Source organism: Pseudomonas sp. p106 (assembly GCF_003936645.1).
GTDB classification, from domain to species: domain Bacteria; phylum Pseudomonadota; class Gammaproteobacteria; order Pseudomonadales; family Pseudomonadaceae; genus Aquipseudomonas; species Aquipseudomonas putida_E.
The window spans coordinates 455523-477589 of sequence record NZ_RHQR01000001.1 but is presented as its reverse complement, the minus strand read 5'-3'; the positions used below and the strand labels follow the sequence as shown (position 1 = coordinate 477589).

Annotated in this window: 18 protein-coding genes; 10 read left to right on the top strand and 8 right to left on the bottom strand. The window is 63.4% G+C overall.

Translation table 11 applies throughout. The annotated features are described in order from the left end of the window. The first annotated feature begins 26 nt into the window (after window positions 1-26). The 5 genes from EGJ09_RS02400 (at window position 27) to EGJ09_RS02380 (ending at window position 5201) form a co-directional block, all read left to right on the top strand. Window positions 27-1052 carry an aromatic ring-hydroxylating dioxygenase subunit alpha gene (locus tag EGJ09_RS02400; protein ID WP_115274915.1) on the top strand — a complete coding sequence of 342 codons (1026 nt, stop codon included), beginning with the start codon at window positions 27-29 and terminating at the stop codon, window positions 1050-1052. 66 nt (window positions 1053-1118) lie between these two features. Then, complete coding sequence (locus tag EGJ09_RS02395) at window positions 1119-1973, top strand: ABC transporter ATP-binding protein (protein WP_125923126.1); 855 nt, start codon at window positions 1119-1121, stop codon at window positions 1971-1973. Window positions 1974-2084: 111 nt separating this feature from the next. After that, window positions 2085-2813: an ABC transporter permease gene (locus EGJ09_RS02390; protein WP_172655317.1), complete on the top strand. Its 729-nt coding sequence runs from the start codon at window positions 2085-2087 to the stop codon at window positions 2811-2813. A 16-nt stretch (window positions 2814-2829) separates the two neighbouring features. After that, window positions 2830-4260 (top strand): amidohydrolase family protein, encoded by a 1431-nt coding sequence (locus EGJ09_RS02385; RefSeq protein WP_125923125.1) that lies wholly within the window; start codon window positions 2830-2832, stop codon window positions 4258-4260. Next, complete coding sequence (locus EGJ09_RS02380; protein ID WP_125923124.1) at window positions 4257-5201, top strand: PDR/VanB family oxidoreductase; 945 nt, start codon at window positions 4257-4259, stop codon at window positions 5199-5201. Before EGJ09_RS02385 ends, EGJ09_RS02380 begins: the two co-directional genes overlap by 4 nt. 13 nt (window positions 5202-5214) lie before the next feature. On the opposite strand, the gene EGJ09_RS02375 is transcribed toward EGJ09_RS02380, so the two are convergent. Beyond that, entirely contained in the window at window positions 5215-5832 is a 618-nt protein-coding gene (locus tag EGJ09_RS02375; RefSeq protein WP_125923123.1) for a dTMP kinase, read from the bottom strand. A 207-nt stretch (window positions 5833-6039) separates the two neighbouring features. On the opposite strand from EGJ09_RS02375, the gene EGJ09_RS02370 reads away from it, so the two are divergent. After that, entirely contained in the window at window positions 6040-7692 is a 1653-nt protein-coding gene (locus EGJ09_RS02370) for a mechanosensitive ion channel family protein (protein ID WP_125923122.1), read from the top strand. On the opposite strand, the gene aspT is transcribed toward EGJ09_RS02370, so the two are convergent. Both aspT and EGJ09_RS02360 read right to left on the bottom strand, forming a co-directional pair. After that, window positions 7685-9373: an aspartate-alanine antiporter gene (gene aspT / locus EGJ09_RS02365; protein ID WP_125923121.1), complete on the bottom strand. Its 1689-nt coding sequence runs from the start codon at window positions 9371-9373 to the stop codon at window positions 7685-7687. The genes EGJ09_RS02370 and aspT overlap by 8 nt on opposite strands. Window positions 9374-9463: 90 nt before the next feature. Next, window positions 9464-10141: a DUF3313 domain-containing protein gene (locus EGJ09_RS02360; protein ID WP_125923164.1), complete on the bottom strand. Its 678-nt coding sequence runs from the start codon at window positions 10139-10141 to the stop codon at window positions 9464-9466. A 230-nt stretch (window positions 10142-10371) separates the two neighbouring features. On the opposite strand from EGJ09_RS02360, the gene EGJ09_RS02355 reads away from it, so the two are divergent. Genes EGJ09_RS02355 through EGJ09_RS02340 form a run of 4 tightly spaced genes read left to right on the top strand, consistent with a single transcriptional unit; the run spans window position 10372 to window position 13817 of the window. Beyond that, complete coding sequence (locus tag EGJ09_RS02355) at window positions 10372-10968, top strand: paraquat-inducible protein A (protein WP_125923163.1); 597 nt, start codon at window positions 10372-10374, stop codon at window positions 10966-10968. Next, window positions 10965-11609: a paraquat-inducible protein A gene (locus EGJ09_RS02350; protein ID WP_125923120.1), complete on the top strand. Its 645-nt coding sequence runs from the start codon at window positions 10965-10967 to the stop codon at window positions 11607-11609. The genes EGJ09_RS02355 and EGJ09_RS02350 overlap by 4 nt, the downstream gene beginning before the upstream one ends. Continuing rightward, window positions 11590-13245 carry an intermembrane transport protein PqiB gene (locus tag EGJ09_RS02345; protein ID WP_125923119.1) on the top strand — a complete coding sequence of 552 codons (1656 nt, stop codon included), beginning with the start codon at window positions 11590-11592 and terminating at the stop codon, window positions 13243-13245. The genes EGJ09_RS02350 and EGJ09_RS02345 overlap by 20 nt, the downstream gene beginning before the upstream one ends. A gap of 17 nt (window positions 13246-13262) precedes the next feature. Then, window positions 13263-13817 carry a membrane integrity-associated transporter subunit PqiC gene (locus tag EGJ09_RS02340; RefSeq protein ID WP_196998176.1) on the top strand — a complete coding sequence of 185 codons (555 nt, stop codon included), beginning with the start codon at window positions 13263-13265 and terminating at the stop codon, window positions 13815-13817. 25 nt (window positions 13818-13842) lie between these two features. On the opposite strand, the gene EGJ09_RS02335 is transcribed toward EGJ09_RS02340, so the two are convergent. The 5 genes from EGJ09_RS02335 to EGJ09_RS02315 all read right to left on the bottom strand — a co-directional run bounded on the left by EGJ09_RS02335 (window position 13843) and on the right by EGJ09_RS02315 (window position 22067). Next, window positions 13843-16371: a fused MFS/spermidine synthase gene (locus tag EGJ09_RS02335; RefSeq protein WP_125923118.1), complete on the bottom strand. Its 2529-nt coding sequence runs from the start codon at window positions 16369-16371 to the stop codon at window positions 13843-13845. An 84-nt stretch (window positions 16372-16455) separates the two neighbouring features. Continuing rightward, window positions 16456-18021, bottom strand: coding sequence for an arylsulfatase (locus tag EGJ09_RS02330; RefSeq protein ID WP_125923117.1), 1566 nt, complete (start codon window positions 18019-18021; stop codon window positions 16456-16458). A 99-nt stretch (window positions 18022-18120) separates the two neighbouring features. Next, entirely contained in the window at window positions 18121-19122 is a 1002-nt protein-coding gene (locus EGJ09_RS02325; protein WP_125923116.1) for an HAD family phosphatase, read from the bottom strand. Window positions 19123-19167: 45 nt separating this feature from the next. Then, window positions 19168-20472, bottom strand: a complete 1305-nt coding sequence (locus tag EGJ09_RS02320; protein WP_125923115.1) for a BatD family protein — start codon at window positions 20470-20472, stop codon at window positions 19168-19170. Then, window positions 20469-22067: a VWA domain-containing protein gene (locus tag EGJ09_RS02315; protein WP_125923114.1), complete on the bottom strand. Its 1599-nt coding sequence runs from the start codon at window positions 22065-22067 to the stop codon at window positions 20469-20471. Before EGJ09_RS02315 ends, EGJ09_RS02320 begins: the two co-directional genes overlap by 4 nt.

Below are 22067 nucleotides of genomic sequence, written 5' to 3'. Positions count from 1 at the left end.
CACTTAATACCGTGAGGAAACTGGACATGCTGGTCACCAAACAACCTGTATTGCGACGCTTCTGGTACGCCCTGCTGCCCATGACAGCCCTGGACGACGGGCCAAAACCCTTCACCTTGCTCGGTGAAGCCCTGGTCCTTTGGAAGCGCCCCGATGGCACCCCGGTAGCGATGCGCGACCGTTGCTGCCACCGCACCGCCAAATTGTCCAAGGGCTTTGTCAGCGAAGACGGCAATATCGCCTGCGGCTACCACGGCTGGGAATACGACTGCAGCGGCACCTGCGTGAAGATCCCGCAGAACCCGACTGGGGCGATACCGCCGGGCGCGGCCGTCAAGGCCTACCATTGCCAGGAAAAGTATGGCTACGCCTGGGTCGCGCTGGACGATCCGCTGCAGCCGATCCCCGACTTCCCGGAAGACGGCGCCCCCGGCTACCGGCGCATCTTCCAGTTCTACGAAGAGTGGAAAACCAGCCCGCTGCGGGTGATGGAAAACTCTTTCGACAACTCGCATTTCTCCTTCGTGCACAAGGCCAACTTCGGCCTGTTCGACCAGCCGCAACCGGCCAGCTATGAGTTTCGCGAAACCGATTATGGCTTTGAAGCCGAAACCCGCGTCCCCATCCGCAACCCTGAAGAAAGCTTCGCCATTACCGGCACCCGCGCGCCGATCACCGAGCGTCACCTGGTCAATCGCTACTACCTGCCGTTCTCCCGACGCTTTGGCTGCATGTACCCGGACAGCGGTATCCACCACATCATCTACAACTGCGCTACACCGATCGATGACGGCCGGCTGATGCTGGTGCAGTGGCTCTATCGCAACGACAGCGAGGCTGACTGCCCGACCCAGGCGCTGATCGACTGGGACGCAGCGATCACCGCCGAAGACCGTGACATCCTCGAGGCCACTGACCCGGACGCCTGCGTCGATACCCGGCGGCGTGTCGAGCTGCACATGCCCTCGGACAAGCCAGGCCTGGTAATCCGCCGGCAGCTGCTGGGCCTGCTCGAAGCCCATGGCGAAAGCGAAGTGTTCGCAAGCCACTGACCGCCTGTTCCGCGCCCCGGTGTACCGGGGCATACACAACCGCTCATGACCTTTGGGGAGAGCGCCATGTTGATGCAGACCCTGTCCGAAACCTGCGCCCAGCTGCAGGCACCACCCAACGCCGACGCCTTGGGTAGCGACACGCCGCTGTTCGCCAACCAGGTCGAGAAGACCTACAGCAATGGCACCGTCGCTTTGCACCGCGTCAAGCTGGCGATCCAGCGCGGCGAGTTCGTGTCGTTGCTGGGCCCCTCCGGCTGCGGCAAAAGCACCTTGTTGAAAATGTTCGCCGGCCTCGAACAACCCTCGGCCGGCCATGTGCGCTGGTGGGGCAAGGATGCCCCAGACAGCGATCCACAGGCCAGCGGTGCTGGCCGCAGCCTGGCGATGGTGTTCCAGGAGGCGACCTTGATGCCCTGGGCCAGGGTGCAGGACAACGTGCGCCTGCCGCTGGACCTGGCGGGCACGCCCAAAGCCCACAGCCAGCCCAAGGTACAGGCTGCGCTGGAACTGGTAGGCCTGGGCGCGTTCGGCCAGGCCTACCCGCGCGAGTTGTCTGGCGGCATGCAGATGCGCGCATCGATCGCCCGGGCGCTGGCCACCGAACCTAACCTGCTGCTGATGGATGAGCCGTTCGGTGCCCTGGACGAGTTCACCCGCAACAAACTCGACAGCGACCTGCGCCAGCTCTGGGCCCAACGCGACCTGACCGTGGTATTCGTCACCCACAGCATCTTCGAGGCGGTGTACCTGTCATCGCGGGTGGTGGTGATGGGCGCGCGGCCCGGGCGGGTGATCGCCGATGTGCCCATCGACGGCCCGCTGGAGCGGGACGAGGCCTACCGCACCTCCCCGGCCTTCATCGCGCAGTGCGCCCACCTGTCCCGGCTGCTGGCCCAGGCCAACGGCGAACCTGCTTGAGCGCCCAACTTCAGAGCACAACCTGAGAGCCCTGACATGAGTCGACCTTCTACCCCCTGGCTACACAACCCCACGGTACTGCGCATCGCTTCGCCGCTGCTGGTCGGCGCGGTGCTGCTGGGCCTCTGGCAGCTGGCCTGCATCGCCTGGCAAGTACCGGTCTACCTGGTGCCGTCACCCGCCGACATTGGCCGCACGCTGATCAGCGACGGCCCCATGTTGCTCGGTGCGCTGTGGATGACCCTGAAGATCACCTTCCTCTCGTTCGCCCTCGCAGTCGTCATCGGCACACTGGCCGCATTCGTGTTCGTGCAGAGCCGGCTGGTGGAAGCCAGCCTGTTCCCCTACGCGATATTGCTGCAGGTGACGCCCGTGGTGGCGATCGCACCGCTGATCATCATCTGGTGCAGCGACACCACCCTGGCGCTGGTGATCTGCGCCACCCTGGTCGCGGTATTTCCGATCATCGCCAACACCGTGCTGGGCCTGCGCAGCGTCAACCCGGGGCTGCTCAACCTGTTCCGCCTCAATCGCGCAAGCCGCTGGCAGGTGCTGCTGCGCCTGCGTATTCCCAGTGCCTTGCCGTGCTTCTTCGCCGGCCTGCGGATCGCCAGTGGCCTGGCATTGATCGGCGCCGTGGTGGCCGAGTTCGTGGCCGGCACCGGGGGCACCGGCGCCGGGCTGGCGTACCAGATCCTGCAAGCGGGCTTTCAGCTCAACATTCCGCGGCTGTTCGCCGCCCTGGTGCTGATCGCCCTGACCGGCGTCGCATTGTTCAGCCTGATGGCCCTGCTGGCTCGCTTGAGCCTGCGCCACTGGCACGAAAGTGAACTGGGTTAAGCCCTTGGAGCCCCCTATGAAGCATTCCGACAGCTGGCTGATCCGCAACGCCAGTGCCATCCTCACCGGCCTGCGCGGGCCAGCCGCCCGCCACGCCGGGCCGGACATCCGTATCAGCCAAGGGCGCATCGCTGCCCTCGGTCCCCTGCAACCGCTGGCGGGTGAGCAGGTGCTCGATGCCACCGACTGCGTGGTCTACCCAGGTTGGGTGAATACTCACCACCACCTGTTCCAGTCGCTGCTCAAGGGGGTCCCGGCGGGCATCGATCAAAGCCTTGGGGCGTGGTTGGGCGCGGTACCCTATCGCTACCGTGGCCTGTTCGATGAGCACAGTTTCCGCCTGGCCGCGCGTATCGGCCTGGTAGAGCTTGCCCGCTCCGGCTGCAGCACGGTCGCCGACCACCATTACCTGTACCTGCCAGGCATGGCCTTCGACAGTGCGCAGATTCTGTTCGAGGAGGCAGAACGGCTGGGCCTGCGCTTCGTGCTGTGCCGGGGCGGCGCAACCCAGGTGCGCCAGGCCGAAGGCGCCGCCAGTGCCGGCCCAGAAACCCTCGAACAATACCTTGATGACGTCGGGCGGCTGGTGCGCAGTTACCACGACCCCGCCCCCGACGCCTGGCGCCGGGTGGTGATGGCGCCCACCAGCCCGCCTTACTCGATGCCGCCAGAGCACCTGCGCGAAACCGCCCGCGCCGCACGCAAGCTGGGCATCCGCCTGCACAGCCACCTGAGCGAAACGGTGGAGTACCAGAACGAAATCCAGCGCCGCTACAACCTGTCACCCGTGGCGTTCTGCGCGGAGCACGAGTGGCTCGGCGCAGACGTGTGGTTCGCCCATCTGGTCAAGCTCAGCCCCGAGGAAATCCGGCTACTGGGCGCCACCGGCACCGGCATTGCCCACTGCCCGCAGAGCAACGGGCGCTTGGGCAGCGGCATTGCCGATATCCTTGCCATGGAAGCGGCAGGCATGCCGATCTCGATCGGTGTGGACGGCGCAGCCTCCAACGAAGCCTGCGACATGATCAGCGAAACCCACGCCGCCTGGCTGATGCAACGGGCCAAGGCCGGCGAGCGGGCTTTGCCCGACTATGCAGGCGGCGAACTGGAAGGCGGCGCCCATGCCGCCAGCGTGGAAGACGTGGTGCGGTGGGGAACCGCCGGTGGCGCGCAGGTGCTGGGGCTGAACGCGCTTGGCACGCTGGAGGTTGGCATGGCAGCGGACCTGGCAGTGTACCGCCTGGACCAGCCCCGCTACTTCGGCTTGCACGACCCGGGAATTGCGCCAGTGGTGGGCGGTGGCCGGCCGACCTTGCGCGCCTTGTTGGTAGGTGGGCGCCTGAGCGTGGACAACGACACGATCCCTGGCCTGGACCTCGCCGAACTGGGTAGCCAGGCCCGTGAAGCCGTGCTGCGCCTGCAGCGGGCTGCGGGGGGGCGCGCATGAGTTGGACCTCCTTGCAAGTACGCGCCTTGCGGCTGGAAGCTGACGACGTACTGGGTGTCGAACTTGGCACACCGGGCGGCGCACCGCTGCCGCTGAGCTGGGCGGCCGGCGCCCATGTCGACCTGCGCCTGGGCAACGGCCTGGTCCGCCAATACTCCGTGGTCAGCCTGCCCGAAGAGGGCCATCTGTACCTGGGCATCAAACGTGAGCCTGCTTCTCGCGGCGGTTCACAGTGGCTGCACGAGCACCTGCGCCTGGGCGCACGGATCGAGGTCGGCACCCCGCGCAACCTGTTTGCCCTGCAACCGGGGGCGGGCCCAGTGACATTGCTGGCGGCCGGGATCGGCATCACGCCCCTGCTGCCGATGTACCGCCAATGCCTGGCGCAAGGGCGGGCGGTGCGCCTGCTGTATTTCACCAAAGACGCGCGACAGCTGCCGCTGGTCCAGCGCCAGGACCTGCCCATCGAAGTCTTCAGCGGTTTGCGCGCTGTGCAGATCAAGCAAGCCTTGAGCGAACTGTTGCCCGTTTGGCAGCCCCACGCCAGCTTGTATTGCTGCGGGCCCGCAGGGTTCATGGACAGTGTGGAACAGGCCGCTCTGACCCATGGCTGGCCAGCGTCGGCCCTGTACCGTGAGCACTTCAAGCCTGCCGAACCCGCAGCCCAGGCCGACTCCAGCTGCACACTGGTGTTGCAGCGCAGCGGGCGGGAAGTCCAGGTACAAACGGGCGAAAGCCTGCTGCAGGCCGCTGCGCGGGTCGGGGTGGACCTGCCCATCTCGTGCGGCATGGGCATTTGCGGTGCGTGCATGTGCCGGGTTATCGAGGGCGAGCCAGAGCACCGGGACGAGTGCCTGACTGAAGCTCAACGCAGCAGCGGGGAATGGATCACGCCGTGCGTCTCGGCGTCGCGCAGTGCGCGCCTGGTGCTGGACGCCTGAAAGCAGGCACGCTCTAAGGGCATCGAAGCACGCGTTGAATCGCTGAAACCACCTGCAGCGTAGCGTCTTCGATCGTCCCTTCATTGCGGCACATCAGCCAGCCGTTCTCTGCAACGGCTTGCTCGAAGGCCCGGGTACAGGCCACATGCTCTTCGAACCTGTGCATCACCGTGCTGCTCAACCCGCGCGTGCGTGCCGTCGCCCTCGCCCATGAAATATCCGGGGCGGTGACCACCCCCACACTCAGGTCGGGTACACGCACATTACTGGCGATGTTCAGGCGCAGGATCTCAGGGAACGGGATCAGCCGGCGAAACGCGGCTTCCGACGGGTACCAGCGGTCGATCAGGATGATGCTGCCCGACGGTTGTCTGGGCAGCACGTGCTGGGATATCCAGGCACGGCTCTGGGCAAAGCGCTCACAAACCGCCAGCTCAAGCTCCGGGCTGGGGTTTCTGACGAACTGGTTGACCAGGGCCATGGTTTGCGCCCTGAAGGGGTCACTCTTGCGCTCACAGATACGGATGACCTTCAGGCCGTCAGCCCTCAGTGCTTGGGTAACAGATTCCAGCAGTGTGGTCTTCCCGGTGCCCTTGGGCCCGTCCATGGAAATGAACAGCGAACGGCTCATGCTTCACACAACGCATGACAAGCAGCGCTTGCAGGGGGCATATCGTGCAACGGCATCTTGATTCCTTCACGTAAGACAGTGGAGAACATTCTATAGCGCGGTGACGTGCGCATCAGTCAATAAAACCGCCCCTTTGCAACACCACTGAAGGTTGCGCGAATCCGGCTATGCTGGAAGCAATTCGCACGCAGGCGCCGGGAGTGGAGCATGGGGATCAAGCGTTGTTCAGGATGGGCGGCTTGGCTGATTCTGGGGTTGCACATGATGGTTTCTCCCCTCCTCCATGCCGACAGCGCTCAGCCCGCCACAGGCGTCGAGGGCGTCATCGCCGAACCAGCCGCACTCACGGTCATCAACCGCACGGTGTTCGTCTTTCGTTCTACCCTGCTGGGTGAAACCCCCAAGGCGCGCGCCCAGCGTGCCAAGAGCCTGATCGAAGAAACCCTGCAGGAGAACGACGATCTCAAGGTCAGGACCGACCCTATCCTGAACAGCTATCTGGTGCTGCTGGGCGGCCGTCGCGCATTCATCGTTACACCGCTCGATGCCGCTGCCGACGACATAACGCCAAGGGAGGCTGCCGAACGCGCTGCCGAGAACCTGCGCCTGGTGGTAGAGGAAACGCGCCAGGCACGCAGCCTGAAGTTCCTGTTGACGGCCCTTGGCTACTCGGCGGCCGCCACCTTGGTGTTCTTCCTGTTGCTCAAGGCCGCAGGGCTTAGTCGCCGCAAGCTCCTGGGGCTGTTGCCCAAGCTGATGGGCAAGCACTCCGAACGCCTCAAGGTCGGCCATACCCAGCTGTTCGACATGCAAAACCTCTACTACCTGATCGACCGCTCACTGTGGCTGCTGTACTGGTTGGTTGTGCTGTTGCTCTGCTACCAGTGGCTGGGTTTCGTGCTGTCGCAGTTCCCGTACACCCGTTCCTGGGGCGAAAGCCTCAATGTCCACTTGATGGAGCTGTTCAATTACCTGGTCAGCGGCATTCTGCGCGCCATGCCGGGCCTTGCCGTGGCCATCTCGATCTTCTTCATCGCCCGCGGCATCAGCGCCTTCTCCAAGCGCGTACTACGGCGCATGGCCCGCCCGGGTACCTTGTCGTGGCTCACAGCCGAAACCCTGCAACCCACCATGCGCCTGACCTCGCTGGCCATCTGGCTGTTCGCGCTGGTGATGGCCTACCCGTACTTGCCCGGCTCGGGCACCGATGCCTTCAAAGGGCTGTCGGTGTTGATCGGTTTGATGATTTCACTGGGCGCGACCAGCGTCATTGGCCAGGGTGCAGCCGGCTTGATCCTGACCTACACCCGTACGCTTCGGGCCGGCGAGTTCGTCCGGGTGGGCGAGTACGAAGGGACAGTGACCGAAGTGGGCATGTTCACCACCACGATCAGAACCGGGCTTGGTGAGGTGCTGACGCTGCCCAACTCCATGATTACAGGCGCGGTGACCAAGAACTACTCACGTATCGTGCAAGGGCAAGGTTATGTGGTGGACACGGTTGTCACCATCGGCTACGACACGCCTTGGCGCCAGGTAGAGGCCATGTTGTTGGAAGCCGCACGGCGCACCGAAGGCGTTCTGCAGGAGCCCAAACCACAGGTATTCCAGACTGCACTGTCGGATTTCTACCCCGAGTACCGCCTGGTCGCCCAGGCCATTCCCTCTGAACCCAGGCCGCGCGCCCTGCTGCTGAGCCTGCTGCACGCCAACATTCAGGACGTGTTCAACGAATATGGCGTGCAGATCATGTCACCGCATTACCTGGGCGACCCGGAACAGGCCAAGTGGGTACCCAAAGAGCAGTGGCATACCGCCCCGGCCAATCCCCAAATCCCTGGTGAGGGTCCGGTCAGCTGACCGTCAGCGCAATGATTACCGGCCCGCAGACCGCCAGCAGTACATTGGAAATGGCATAGCAGACAGTGAACCCGATGACGGGTGTGTTGCTGCCGGACTGCTCGAGGATCTTGTTCATCGACGCCGCTTCGGTTTGCGCCCCGGCCAAGGCCCCGAACAGGATCAGCGGGTGCAAACGAAGCACGTAATAACCGAAGTACAAGGTCACCAACGGAGGGATCAAGGTTACCGCCGCACCCGAAACCAGCAACGCCAGGCCTTGCGTTTCGATCGCGGCCAGTGCGGCCGGGCCAGCCAGCAACCCTACCACGGCGCCGAACGCGGTCAGGCCGAACTCCGAAAATGCCCATTGCGCCGCCGGCGGCAATGCACCGAAGTCAGGGTGGCGCGAGTTGTACCAGCCAATCAGCAGGCCCACCAGCAATACCCCGCCACCCACACCGAGTTCGACAGGGATGATGCCGATGTGCGTGGACAGCATGCCGAGCAATGACCCCACCACCAGGCCCAGCGCATGAATGGCGATATCGCTCTTGTAGAGGTTCTGGCGCACCCGGCCTACCTGCCCCGCCAGCGCTTCGACACTACTGGTGCGCCCGGTCAGGGTAATCACATCGCCCCGGCGCAGCACCGTGTCGGGCAACAGCGGCAGTTCCAGGCCCTGGCGCGTGATGTCTACGATGTAACAGCCCATTCGCGTGGCGCCGACCAGTTCTTGCTTGATCTGGCGCAGGGTTTTGCCGGCAAAGGTGCGCGAAGTGAGCACAATCTGCGCCGTACGGGTGGCGAAGGACATCGATAGCGGGTCATCCACCTCCGGGCCTATCCACTCACTGAGCGCTGGCACGGCCTCCCGCAATGCGTAAACGCCCAGCACATCGCCACGCTGCAGGCGCACGTGTGCTTCGCGCTCAAGCACCCGACCGTCGCGCACCACCCGCTCGACACTGAGGTTGCGGTGCAAGGCCTCGATATCGGCAATGCTCATACCCTCGGCCTCAGCCACCGCCAGTTTGTGGGCCCGCACCACGATCCGCGTGTAGGGCACGCCCAAAGCAGCGTCCTCCTGGTCGATACCCAGCCAGCGCTCAAGCTCACGGGCTGAGGCGGCAAGGTCTACGCGCAGCAGGCGCGGTGCGATGCTGCCCACGAATACCACCAGCCCAATGGTGCCGAATACATAGGTGATGGCATACGCCACCGCCATGTGGCTGTTCAGTTGTGCCTTGGCGGCTTCGTCGAGCGCGAGCTGGGCAATGGCACTGCTGGCTGTGCCCATGATCGCCGTGTCGGTCAGCGCGCCAGCGCCAAGCCCGGCAGTAAAGCCGGCATCGAAACCATAAAGGCTGTGCGCGGCAAGGATGGTGGCCAGTGCCGTGCCGCACAACACCACAGACAGCAGCACCAGCTTCAAGGTGCCGCGGTTGAGGCTGCCGAAGAACTCCGGGCCGCTCTTGAAACCCACCGCATAGATGAACAGCGCAAAGAATACCGATTTGAGCTCATGCGGAACGTCCAGTCCGATCTGCCCAATGGCCAGGCCCATGAGCAACGCGCCGGCCACCGAGCCCAGATGGAAGCTGCCAAGGCGTATCCGGCCTATCAGCACACCCAGGGCAATGGCCAGGAACACGGCAATTTCCGGGTTTGCACGCAAGGCGTGAAGTATGAACTCGATCATTGCCGCACCTCCCTGGAAGCACAAAGGCCTGCACTCCAACACCCAGTGACGGCGTCCAAGTGCAGGCCTGGGTACACTGCAAACAGCGGGCTATTTAGCCTTGGCCTTCATCTGCAGATAGTACTGATGGACGTCGGATGCCCAGCTGTCGAGTACTTTCTTGGCATCCGAGGCCTGCATGACCTGGCTGCTGTTGTCCAGTTGCTGCCCAGCCCCCTTGCGCACCCCTTGGGCGATGACCTTGTTGGTCTGAGCGTCAATGAAAGCCACCTCCGTGGCAATGGTCGTGTCCTGGTCGCGAATACCGGTAGCGGCGCTGACCCCCGCCGCCACAAGGGCGATCGGAATCACTTCGTAGGGCCGCAACCCCTTGGTCTTGCTGCTTACCCCGGTAATGGCCGGGCGCACGATAATGGTGCCGGCACCCGGTGAAGTGGCCAGCGGCAATGATTTGCCCAGTTCACGTTTGAGCGCCGTGTCGTAGTAGCTGGTGATGCCTTGCAGCGTGCTCTGGGGGATTTTCTCGGTTGGTTGCGGCTTGGGATACAGCTGGCTGGGCTCGACATAGAAGGCGGTGTACTTGTTGATATCAAGCTGAGGATCGACCCAGCGCATCACCGGCGCGCCTGAAGGTGATTCCGCTTCTTTCAAGCGACTGTAGTCCTTTAGAAAACCTGAATATTCATCCGGCTGGGTCAACTTGCTGGAGCACCCCACAAGCGTAAGCGAAGCGACACACAGCGTACTTGCCAAAAACGCTAATCTCATTCCCGAAACTCCTGTATGGCCGCACGTGCGCAAGCCGTGACAGACATGAAAATGTAACGTGGCAGTGGCCACTTCCTACCACTGATGCAGTGCAATCAAGCAAGGGTAGTTATAGACCCGGCGCAATGAACTGGCCGACAGATTTACAGATTGTTCGCTGAACATTTGCCTAATACAGGAGCGCTTCTATATTCACAAAGGCCTGATTTCAAGTTGACCAGAGCGTCATGATGCCCCCACCCGAGCAATTGATCATCTGCGAGCACTGCGACTGCGTGTATGAAAAAGCCTTGCTCGCCAAGCATCAGAAGACCTTGTGTTCGCGCTGTGGCGGTGTGCTGCAGCGGCACAACGGCCTGACGGTGGAGCAACGCCTGGCGCTCACGCTCACGGCGGCAGTGCTGTGGCTGTTCGCCAACTTCTACCCAGTGATGAGCATCAGCCTGAAGGGGCTGAAGAACAGCGCCACGTTGTGGGATTCGGTATTGGCATTGAGCCAGGGGCCGATCACGTTCATGGCAATGGTCGCGGCCATCTCGATCATCATCGCCCCGGCATTCCAACTGCTTTTGCTCATCTGGGTCCTGGGTTACGCCCTCACCGCCCGCCGCTCACCGGCCTTCAAGCTGTGCATGCGCTGGCTGGAAACGCTGCGCCCATGGAGCATGCTCGAAGTATGCCTGCTGGGCGCGATGGTGGCCGTGTTCAAGCTCGCCGGCATGCTCGATGTGCTGCCGGGCATCGGCCTGCTTGCACTGGCCGCACTGAGCCTGCTGATGATCCGCATTGCCGGGCGTGACATTCGCGACCTGTGGGACACGCCATGAACCGGCCGCCAACCGCCACCGAGCTCAACCTGTGCCTGTGCCACAGTTGTGGCCTGGCCTGCGACATGCGCGACGAACCGCATCAGTGCCCACGCTGCGATGCCCCGTTGCATCGGCGCAAGACCAACTCGCTGGGCCGTACCTGGGCCTACCTGTTCGCAGCGCTGGTCTTCTACATACCGGCCAACGTACTGCCAGTGATGAACACCACGATGCTCGGCAGCGGCGCCGACAGCACCATCATGAGTGGTGTAATCGAGTTCTGGGGGCATGGCGCCTGGGACATCGCGCTGATCATTTTCATTGCCAGCATCGCCGTGCCAGGGGTGAAGTTCATGGCATTGACGATGTTGTTGATCACGGTCCAGCGTGGCAGCACCTGGGCGCAACAGCAGCGCTCGAAGCTCTACCGGTTCGTTGAACTGATCGGCTATTGGTCGATGCTCGATGTGCTGGTGGTGGCGCTGGTTGCGGCACTGGTGAAATTCCAGGCTTTGGGCGATATCGAGCCGCGCCCCGGCATTCTGTTCTTTGGCATGGTGGTGGTGTTCACCATGCTTTCAGCGATGAGTTTCGACCCCCGCCTGATCTGGGACACGCCACCTGAAAAGGAGCTCATGGATGAATCCATCCAGCAATGACAGCCCAGCCGTGCCGGGCAAGGCACCCGTTAAAACCCGTCGGTTCAGCTTCTCACTGGTGTGGATCGTGCCGATCGTGGCGGTGCTTGTCGGCCTCTCGCTGGTGGTGCACAACGTCATGCAGGAAGGCCCGACCATCACCCTCACCTTCAAGACCGGCGCCGGACTGGCGGCCAATAAAACCGAGGTCCGCTACCGCAATGTGGTGATCGGCCATGTTACCGAGGTGGCCCTGAGCAGTGACCAGAAGAACGTCAATGCTACCGTCAAGCTCGATAAAGAGGCTGAGGGTTTCACCCGTGAGGACTCCAAGTTCTGGGTGGTCCGCCCACGCATCGGTGCAGGTGGCGTGTCGGGCATAGACACCTTGCTCTCAGGCGACTATATCGGGGCCGATATCGGTCAGTCGCACACCCGCGTAAAGCACTTTATCGGCCTTGAAAACCCACCGCCCATCACCTACGGCGAGCCCGGCAAGCATTTCACCCTGCATACCCAAGACCTGGGCTCACTGGACATCGGCTCCCCTGTGTATTTCCGCAAGATCCCGGTCGGCCAGGTGGTCGCCTACGCCCTGGACAAGGACGGAAAAGGGGTTGACGTAGAGGTCTTCATCCACGCACCCAACGACGCCTTCGTGACCGCCAATACCCGCTTCTGGAACGCCAGTGGGATTGACGTAGAGGTCGGCGCCAACGGCTTCGCACTCAAGACCGAATCGCTGTCTTCCATTCTGGTCGGCGGCATCGCCTTCCGCGCACCGGACTTCAACCCCAACGACACCGTCGCCAGCGAAGACCAGCGCTTCGAGCTGTTCGCCGACCAGAGCAGTGCGCTGGCACCGCCTGCTGGCAAGGCGCAGTACCTGGCACTGCGTTTCGACCAGGCGATGCGCGGCCTTAAAGTGGGGGCACCGGTAGAGTTTCTGGGCATAGAGATTGGCCGCGTCGTATCGGTGAACCTGGACTTCGATGCGAAGCAGCGCAGCTTCCCGGTCAATGTCGGCATCGTGATCTACCCCCAGCGCCTGGGCCGGGCGCACGAGAAGATGCTTAAGGCCCTGCAGCACGATCCCAATGACGAAGCGTCCGCCGCCAAACTGATGGGGACGTTCATCGACAACGGCCTGCGCGCCCAGGCACGCAGTGGCAACCTGCTCACGGGCCAGCTGTACATCGCCCTGGACTTCTTCCCCAAAGCGGAGAAAGTGGCCTTCGACCCGACTGCCCGACCTGTGATGATCCCTACCGTTCCAGGCAGCCTGGAGCTGCTGCAGGAGCAGTTGCAGACCATGGTCGACAAGGTCAACCGGCTGCCACTGGAACGTATCGCCAGCAACCTGGACGCCAACCTGGTCGAGCTGCGCAAGAGCCTGACACAGTTCAATGGCAAGACATTGCCGGGGGTACAGAGCACCTTGGCCGAAGTCAGCACTACCCTCAAATCGGCCAACTCGACCCTGGCCGAAGATTCGCCGCAACGGGAGCAACTGACGCAAACCCTCGACGAGCTCGGCCGTATGTCGCGCTCGCTGCGCGAACTCGCCGACTACCTGGGCCGCAACCCCGAGTCGCTGATCCGTGGCCGCCCGGACAACGCCGCGCCAATGGACCTGCAAGGGCCGCCACGCAAATGACCACAGGAGTGTTGAGCATGACCCCGTTGCCAAGGATTACCCTGCTGGTCGCGCTGATGGCGCTGGGCGCCTGCCGCAGCGACCCTATCCAGTTCCACACCCTCACGCCGGCACAGCCGGCACCCTCCTCTCACACGGCCCCAGACGAGATCCTCATCGAAGGTGTCAGCGTACCGCCGCAGGTTGACCGGCCCCAACTGGTCATCCGTCAAGGCGACAGCAGCCTGGCCATTCTGGAAACCCAATGGTGGGGCGCCACCCTGGTGGATGAGTTGCGCAGCGCCCTGGTCGACCAGCTGAGCACTGTGCGCGCCGCACACAAGCTGTCCTTGCGCGTGGATGTACAGCGCTTCGATTCGGTGCCTGGGCAGTATGCGCTGCTGGACGCCCGGTGGCGCCTGCGGGCCCGGGAGGCCAATATCCAGCTGACCTGTCGCAGCACCCTGCAAACCGCATCTGGTGGCAGCATCGATGAGGTGGTGATCGCCCAGCAAGCCAACGTGAAGCGCTTGGTGGCCATGATCAGCCAGGCGGCCATGTCGCCAAACGCTGGCTGCCCCGCCTCACGCTGATAGCCATTGAGTCAAAGGCGGTGCGTTAACGCTCACCGCCGGTGAACCAGCGCATGTAGGGGTTCTGCGCGGTCATCGGCGCCAATGCCCGCGCCTCACGCATCCAGGCCTGGCGGTTACCGTTATAGGCCAGCAATGACAAGCCGTAGAACCGCCGAAGCAGCTGCCACTCGTCTTCCACCGCACCCTGCTGGGCGCGGCCGGCATTTTCCAAAGGCGGCGGTACGCGCAGTGCAAGCAACGCCGGGAGCACCCGCGTGATCTCCCGCGGACGGACCCACGGTGCATATTCGATGCGCGGCCGGTCATCGGTAACCGGCTGGGCATCACCCGCGTAGCGTTCCAGGCCCTCTCGGTTGGTCACCCAGGTGGCCAGCAACGCATCGACCGACCCCACACCAACCTGCGCCAGTGCAGCGGCAACTTCAGGCTGTTCGAAACGCTGACGGATACGCGGCACATCCAGTGCCATCGGCGATGCCGAGCCGATCAGCAGCATTTCGTGAAACTCGGTGGTCCACAACGACGCATGGGGGAACACATCAAGGAAGCTGCGCACCAGCGAGCGGCTATCCTCGTCGTTCTGGGTAGGCAACGGCAGCCATTGGGCGACCAGGCCGTACTGCTCCAGGCGCGAGGCCGCCAACTGATAGAAGTCACGCGAGTACAGGTTCACCACCCCGGCTGCGGACGGCGGTGGCGGCTCCAGGGTGATCAGGTCGTAGCGCTGCGCGCTGCGCAGCAGTTCGCGGCGCCCATCGCGCAGGCGGATATCCAGGCGCGGGTCGTTGACCGCATCGTAATTGCCGGAAAACAACGGCGCCGCTGCCAGCACCTGCGGCAACAGTTCGGCCACCACCGGGTGCTCCAGGCCCGGGTAGCGCAGCATTGCCCCGGCGGTGATGCCAGTGCCAAAACCGATCACCAGCGCCGAGCGGGGTTCGCCGCGGTGTATCAGCAGCGGCAGCAATGCCTGCAGGCGCATGTAGCGCAGTGACGGCATGGCATCACCGGTATTGGACACCCCCTGGATGTACAAGCGGTTGAAGGCCTGGCCCTGGCGCTGCTGGTTGACCACCGCTACCGTGCCTCCCCGGCCCTCTTCGTAGAACACCAACTCGCCACTGCGGGCTCCGGGCAACAGCTGCGCCAACCGCTGTGGCGGGGTCAGCACGCCAGTGAGCACGGTTGCTGCACCGACCACCAGCACGGCCACCCGCATGCCCTTGCCCACGGCCTGGCCACGCCATACCGCCACCATGCCGACGGCTGCCGCAACAACGGCGAGCACGAACAGCGTGCGTACCAGCCCAACTTCAGGCACCAGCACAAACCCGGTGAGCATGACCCCGGCAATACCGCCCAGCGTGTTGAGCGCCACGACCGTGCCCACGTCCCGCCCCACTTGGCCACTGTCCACGGCCAGGCGCAAGGCCAGGGGGAATGCCGCACCAAGTAGCGTGGTAGGCACGAACACCACGCACAGCGCCGCCGCGGCAAAGCGCGCGCACATGCCTGCCAGTTGGTTGCCAGTCAGTTGCACGACCTGTGCTTCCAGGGCGGTCTGCAGCACGATCAGCCAACGCCCGAGCCCGGCGACCTGCAGCAACGCCAGCAGGCCTGCGGCGGCGATCAGCAGCCCGAACAACCCCCAAGGGTCGCGGATACGGTCCGCTCGCCGGGCGTACACGGCGCTTCCCAGTACCAGCCCGGTCAAGTAAGTGGCCAACACCACGGAAAATGCAAAAGCCCGGGTACTCATGAACTGCACGATCGATTGTGTCCACACCACCTCGTACCCCAGCGCCACGCCGCCTGCCACGCAATACAGGGCGATGGCCAGCCTGGCCTTGGGCGTGCGCGGTTGCAATGCCGCTGCGCCAGGGGCCAGGTCACGCTCATCCTTCGCCCGCCCAAGCCAGGCGCCCAGTGCGGCCAACAGGTTCAGCACGGCGGCCACGCACGCGGCCCCGGTAACCCCCACCAGCGGCAGCAGGACGAACGCTGCTAACAAGGTGCCGCAGATTGCCCCGGCGGTATTGGCGGCGTACAGCCAACCGCCCGCCTCGCCCATCTGCCCCTCGGTGGGGGTCAGCGCACGCACCAGCACCGGCAAGGTACCGCCCATCAAGAAGGCCGGCAGCCCTACCAAAGTGAAGGGCAACAACCAGGCCAGCAGGCCTGCGCTTGCCTCCAGGCGGGCAAACGTCGCGGCGCTGTGCGCCAGGGCCAGGGTTGCCCCTACTCCCAGCACTGCCACCGCCAATTCAAGGCCAGCATAGAGCTTGACCGGGCGACGCAACCGGTCGGCCCAGCGCCCGAACACCAGGCCGCCCAGGGCCAGCCCGGTGAAAAATGCACTGATACCAGCGGTGATGGCATACACCTCAACCCCCACCACCAGTGACAGCTGCTTGACCCACAGTACCTGGTAGATAAGCGCCGCGCCGCCAGAGACGAACAACAGCGCCGCTGGCAGCATCAGCTGTAGCGGCGTCTGTTTTACCGTGGTTTCAGGGGCATGAGCGCGAGCGGAGTTCACAGCTGCTGGCATCGATAAGCCTTAGCGGACCTGAAACCCGGTCCGCAATGGATAGGAAAGAATGCGCCCGCCAAGGGCGGGCGCGGGGCATTGCCGTTACTTCTTCATTTTCTCTTCGATTTTCTTGTCCACGTCAGCACGGATCTGGTCGATGCTGAAGCTCGCCGGACGCTGGCTAGGCGGGTATTCCACGAACGTCTGCAGGAACGCTGCAGCCTTGCGGGTACCCTGAAATACCAGATAGTCGTTCTTGGTCAGCCAATCGTAGTACTGGTCCGAAACGATATCCGCGCGCTCGTAAGGGTCCATACGCAGGTTGAACATCTTGGGCACACGCAGACAGGTGAACGGTTCGCTCCAGACCTGCAGCCCACCGGGTGCCCGCTGCTCGCAGAACACCAGTTTCCAGTCTGCAAAGCGCATGGAAACCAGTACACCGTCATCGTTGAAGTAGTAGAACTCTTTACGCGCGCTCTTGTCGGTTTTGCCCGTCAGATAATCGAGCTGGTTGTAGCCGTCGAGGTGAACCTTGAAGTTCTTGCCTCCCACATCGGTGCCCTTGAGCAGGCGGTCCTTGATGCCTGTATCGCCTGCTGCTGCCAGCAGTGTCGGGAACCAGTCCAGCCCGGAGAACATCTGGGTGGAGATGGTGCCGGGTTGGACCTTGCCTGGCCAGCGAATCATCGCCGGCACGCGATAGGCGCCCTCCCAGTTGGAGTTCTTCTCGTTGCGGAACGGCGTGGTTGCCGCGTCCGGCCACGACCACTGGTTTGGCCCGTTGTCGGTGGTGTAGACCACGATGGTGTTGTCGGTAACCTTCAGGTCGTCCAGGGTCTTCAACAGTTTGCCCACATCGCCATCGTGCTCGAGCATGCCGTCGGCGTATTCATTGCCGATCATCCCGCTCTGGCCTTTCATCGATTCACGCACATGGGTGAAAGCATGCATGCGTGTGGTGTTCATCCAGACAAAGAACGGTTTGTCGGCCTTGACCTGCTTATCGATGAAATTGATCGCCGCCTGGGTGGTTTCATCGTCGATGGTTTCCATGCGTTTGCGGGTCAAGGCACCGGTGTCCTCGATCTTGCCATCGGCACTGGATTTGATTACCCCTCGAGGTGAGGCGGCCTTGATGAAGTCCGGATCATCCTTCGGCCAGTATGGCCGTTCAGGCTCCTCCTCCGCATTGAGGTGGTAGAGATTGCCAAAGAACTCATCGAAACCGTGGTTGGTAGGCAAGTATTCGTCGCGGTCGCCCAGGTGGTTCTTGCCGAACTGGCCAGTGGCATAACCTTGTGCCTTCAACGCCTGAGCGATAGTCACATCACGGTCCTGCAGGCCCACCGGCACGCCCGGCATGCCCACCTTGGACAGCCCGGTGCGCAAAGGCGTCTGGCCGGTAATGAAGCTCGACCGGCCGGCGGTGCAGCTGTTCTCTGCGTAATAGTCGGTAAACATCATGCCTTCTTTACCGATGCGGTCGATGTTCGGCGTCTGGTAACCGACTACCCCTTTGCCATAGGCGCTGATGTTGGTCTGGCCGATGTCGTCACCGAATATCACCAGGATGTTGGGTTTTTCCGCGGCATTGGCCGTACACACGCCCATCGCCGCTGTGGCGGCTAGTGCGAACGTGGTTATCCATCTTCTGCTGGACTTCATTAGGCGATCTCTCCGTATCACGTTTGCTGGCATGTGCCACGACTACGTGCACGTTCGACCTACTGCTCGGCTGGTCCCTGTGCCCCTGCGGTTTCTTTGTCACTGAGCCTGGTTGCTATCGAATGGGTAAATGCGCTGCCATTCCCGGGCCATGTCGACCACGGTCCAGTTACCGGCCCTGGCAGCGTCAAGGGCCTTGTCCAGGCGCCCTATCTGGCTGTCACGGTCATAGGCCCATTCGCGTGTTGCGTCGGTGTGGTGAACCAGGCCGGCAAAGCGCTTGCCGTCACCGGCCATGGTCCACTGCAGCATCTGCAGGTCGCCGTCGGAATTGCCGAAGGCCAAGATCGGGCGGCGGCCGATGCGGGCGTCAATGCTCACCGGTTTGCCCGGGCCATCGTCGTTGTGCAGCAGCTTGGGCAGCCGTTCAATGGACAGCTTGCCGTTGTCATCGATGAAGCGGGCATCGAGTGTGGTGCCGATCACCTGCTCGGGCGGCACGCCGTAGACCTCTTGAGCGAAAGCGCGCATGAAGGCCACTTCGCCGCCCGACACGATATACGTCCTGAAGCCATTCGCCCGCAGGTACTGCAGAAGTTCGAGCATGGGTTGGAAGACCATTTCGGTGTACGGCTTATGGCTGCGAGGGTGCACGGCCGTTGCCAGCCAACGCCGGGAGTTGGCGATGAAGTCCTCGGTACTGACCCCGGCATGGGTAGCAGCAACGATCTTCAGAATGCCGTCCATACCGCTGTCAGTGAGGGCCTTCTGGTCGCCCTCCAGCACCGCCTTGAACGGTTGCTGGGTGGCCCACTCCGGGTGTTGCGGGGCCAGCCTTTTGACCTCATCGAGGGCGAACAGCACTTCGAAATACAGCGGCTGTTCGCTCCACAGGGTACCGTCATTGTCGAAGACGGCAATGCGCTCGGCCTCAGGCACATAATCCTTGCTGCCCTCGGTGGTCACGGCGGTGACGAAGGCTTCGATGGCCTGGCGTGAAGTGCCTTCGCGCCAGGAGGGCAACGGGTTCGCGGCCTGCACCGCCAAGGGCAGCAGGAGCAACAGCGTAATCCACCAGCGTGTGCGTTGCAGGTCGAGCATGAAGTATCCCTCCTCGGTGCTGCCTACCCTGCTTAGCCCAAAGGCTCACGGGTTGAGTGGTTTCAAACCCTTGCGATGACGGACTTGCCGTTCCCTCACGACCACGCGCCGCAGCGCTGGCAGAGCCGGGCTCAGCAATGGCGTGGCCTGGTGGCCTTCACTGACCTTGCCGTAGCGGTTCTGGAGCCAGTCTAGTAGACGTATTCGCATTGAGGACGGCAAAGTCGAGGAAAATTCTGACACCGTGCGCTGGCCGGTAACGCGCCGGATCCACAAGTACAGGGCGCCGAGCTGAGGTGGATTTTCCGCAAGCTGCTCGCGGGCCAGTTGCCAGGCGTAATCCGCCGACTGCAACCGCGCCTCTCCCCGCGCGGCTTGCCAGCCTTTGAAATGCCGCCATGCCACCTGCAGCCAAGGCCGTGCGAAATAGCTCAGCCCCACGCCAAGTACCAGCAAACCCGCCGCCCACAGCCAGTGGCCGGGCAGGCGCAACTGTGCCTGGCGGCCGAGCGCGCGCAGGTCCTGGTCGATGGAAAATGGTGCTTTGTAGCCGCCGTCAATGACGGTGACATCGATCGCGGGCAGCGTCGCTCGCCTGGCCTCACCGGTCGCAGCGTCCCACCACTGCAGCTCGATCGCGGGCAGCTGGTAGTCACCGGCGGCGGCTACCACATAGCTCACACTGTCCTCGCGCTGGCCACCGTTCGAGCCCCCTCTGCCATCACTGAGCGGCGCAATACGGGGGGTTTGCACGTAGCGTTTGAGGCCCTCGATCTCCACCAATGGCGGCGGCGGTATCAGCATCGCCTGGGCGCCCTCGGCACGCGTCAGCACTCGGCGGGTAATGCTGTCACCTGCACGCAACGGTGAATGCGACAGCTGCGTCTGTTGCTCAAGGCTGACCTTGCGCGCGACCAGGCGGTGCACGGTAGCGTCACCGGACAAGGCCTTGGCAACGAATGCCAGCGGCTCGCTGGTGAGCGTGACCGGCGTGTCCGACTGGCCCGGGAATACCTGAAAAGTTTGAGCAGGCAGTGTGAAGGCTTGGGCCGTTTGCGGGGTGATCTGGTAGGTATAACGCAGGCCGAAGAAGGTCTTGCCATCGAGTTGTTCGTTCAAATGCTGCGCTTCGCCGCTGGGAGCGCTGACCGCCGCACCCGGCAACCCAATGGCCGGCAGCACCGCCGGCTGGGTGAACCAGGTGTCGACCAGCAGGTCGACCTGCAACTCGAGCGTGGCGCCCACCACCGTGTCGCCGGCCGGCACCAGGCGAGCCTGCACCCGCGCCTCGGGTGCTGCCACCGCGAGCAATGGCAGGCAGAGTGGGAGCAGCAACAGCAAGCGCCTCATGGTGTGCCCTCCGCGGTTTGCCGCGAGGCATCCTGAAGCAGGAACTTGCGTCGCAGGAACTGTGCCGGCGAGGTGGTCAGGTTATTCAGCCAAACCTGATCTGACGCCGCCTGCGGGGTAAGTTGCTGCTTCTGCTTGGCGCCTGTGGACGGCGTCTGGTCCTCCACCACCTTGTCGGCTTTTTCGTCCGGCGTGCCCGCCTTTTGCTGATCTTCGTAGTCCTTGAGCAGCGCCTGTGCCAACGCAAGATTGGCACTGGCCTCGGCAAACGTCGGCTGCCGTTTCAATGCCTGCTCATACGCCTGGACCGCTTGGGGAAACTTGAACTGGCGCACGTAGATGTTGCCCCGGTAGAAAAACGCCTGTGCGGTGTCGAGCTTGCCCAGACTGGCCAAGGCAACGTCATAGTCGGCGGCGCTGTAGGCGGCCAGGCCTTTCCAGTAAGGGTCGCTGAAGTGCGCGGCGGCCTGTGAGTAATGGCCATGCTCAAAGGCCCAGCGCCCCTGCTGGTCAGGGGTGAAGAACGCATCGGCAACAGGCCCGGCCCGCGCCATTTGCGGCTGCATGCCCAACAACAGCGCCAGCAGCACAGTGGCCATCCAGTGCACCTGCCAGCCACGGCGCAGGCACAACAGTGCAATCAGTGCCAGTGGCCAGCACAGCCAGTACCCTGCGTCCTTCCAGTGCACCTGCTGCGGGTCGCCCTGGGCCGCCTGAAAATGCTGCTGCGCATGCAGTTCGATCCAGTCCAGGTCATCGTCGTTCAAGGTCAGGCTGCCCAACGGGGCATTGACGGCCTTGGCCAACTGGCGCAAGCCATCCTGGTCGAAATCGGCCTGCAGCGGGCGCCCGTCGGCGGCAATTCGGGCACGTCCCTGGGCGTCGTGCAGCACACCGCTGTCGTGGCTGCCGACTGCCAACACCATCACCTGCAGGTCGCTGCCCTTGAGCGCGTCCGCAAGCACTGGCAATTGCCCTGCATCAGCGCCATCGGTGAGCAATACCAGCGTGCCGGGCACCTGCTCGGCCGCCAGCAAGCGTTTGGCCACTTCGATCACCCCCGCCACGTCCTTGCCGGGCTTGGCAATCAAATCAGTGCTCAGCGCCTGCAAGAACGTGTCGAGCAAGTGCGGGTCTTCGGTAGCCGGCAGTACCAGGTGCGCGCTGCCGGCATAGGCGATCAGCGCCGTGCGCGCACCCGCCCTGCGCATCACCAGGTCGTGCAGGGTGTGCTTGGCCGCTTGCAGGCGGCTCGGCGGGACATCGTCGGCGTCCATCGACGGCGACAGGTCCAGCGCAAGAATCAACGGCGCACGGTTGTCGACGAACGCCGGGATATCCCGCTGCCAGGTCGGCCCGGCAGCGGCCAAGGCGCCCAGGCCAAGCAGTGCTGCCAGCAAATGCACAGGCCGCACGCGCTGGCGTTGTTCAGGCGTGATGATCAAATGCTGCACCAGGTGCGGGGCGATGACGCCTTGCAATTGCCGTTTCAGGTCATGGCGCCGCCGCCAGGCCCAGGGCAACAGCGCCGCCGGAACCCACAGCAACAACCAGTATGGCCGCAGCAGATGCAATGCACTGAGGTCGATGTCCAT